Origin of the sequence: Amycolatopsis sp. NPDC049252, assembly GCF_043197175.1 — a bacterium.
GTDB lineage: Bacteria > Actinomycetota > Actinomycetes > Mycobacteriales > Pseudonocardiaceae > Amycolatopsis.
Genome location: NZ_JBICSQ010000188.1, coordinates 1 through 1,097, shown reverse-complemented (window position 1 = coordinate 1,097; position 1,097 = coordinate 1). Strand labels below are relative to the sequence as shown.

At 66.9% G+C, this 1,097-nt stretch carries 1 protein-coding gene; it reads right to left on the bottom strand.

Annotation, left to right across the window (positions count from 1 at the left end):
• Positions 1 to 1,097: glycosyltransferase (locus ACGFMK_RS49000; protein ID WP_392778971.1), on the bottom strand; the 1,097-nt coding region annotated here is incomplete at both ends.

Here is a 1,097-nt window from a genome sequence, read left to right as displayed (position 1 = left end):
ATGATGCCGATGTCGTTGGACGCGATGCCCGGGACGTCGGTGGCCTTGTGCCGCTTGGTCTCCGGGTACTGATCCCGGATCCGGCGGATCTCCTGCATCGCGGCGACCCCGCCGTCACGCAGCACCTCCGGCCCTTCGAGGAAGTCCTCGACCGCCTTGATCAACGTCGCCGACAACCCGTACTGCATCCCCAGCAGATACCGCACCAGCTGCGCCAGCAGCACCCGCGAAAGCAGGTTCAGGTTGAACGGCGAGTGCAACGCCGCGGTGATGATGGAGTTACGCAGGTTGAAGTAGCGGTGCCACTCGTCCCAGTCCTTCATGTGGAAGTCCGCGTGCCACACCCCCGCACCCGGCAACGTCACCGTCGGGAAACCGTGCGCCCGGGCCCGGTAGGAGTACTCCGCGTCGTCCCACTGGAAGAAGAACGGCATCGGATACCCCGTGGCCTGCACCACCTCATACGGGATCAGGCACGACCACCAGCCGTTGTACCCGGCGTCCAGCCGACGCTCCTGCCGGTTCGGCTTCAACGTCTCCTCGTCCACCCCGAGCAGGTCAGCGGTGGTCAGGGAGTGCTCGACCGGCTGACCGGGCTCCAGGGTGTTGAGGCGGGCGTATTCGGCGCCGACGTGCAGCTGGTTGGGGTGGAACAGGTTCAGCATCTGCCCGCCGACGATGATCGGGTTGGCGGCGCGGTTGGAGAACGCCGTCATCCGGATCACCAGGTCCGGCTCCAGCAGCACGTCGTCGTCCATGAACAGGACGTTGGCGTGAGCGGTGGCGGTGTGCCCGGCGACCTCGTAGAGACCGCGGGTGAAGCCGCCGGCGCCGCCGAGGTTGGGCTGCTTGATGTAGTGCAGTTTCTCCCCGAGGTCCTTGACGACCTGCTCGAACCCGTCCCGGGACTCGACCAGGTCGGTGCCCTGGTCGGCCACGTAGATCGCGTCGAGGGTGTCGAGGGAGGAGACGTCGGCGGCGAGGGCCTGGAGGTTTTTGAGGCAGTCGTCGGCGCGGTTCATCGTGCAGATGGTGACCGCGGTCGGCCGGATCGTCTCGGGGGCTTCGACGGTCCAGCGGACCTGCTCGACCCGCAG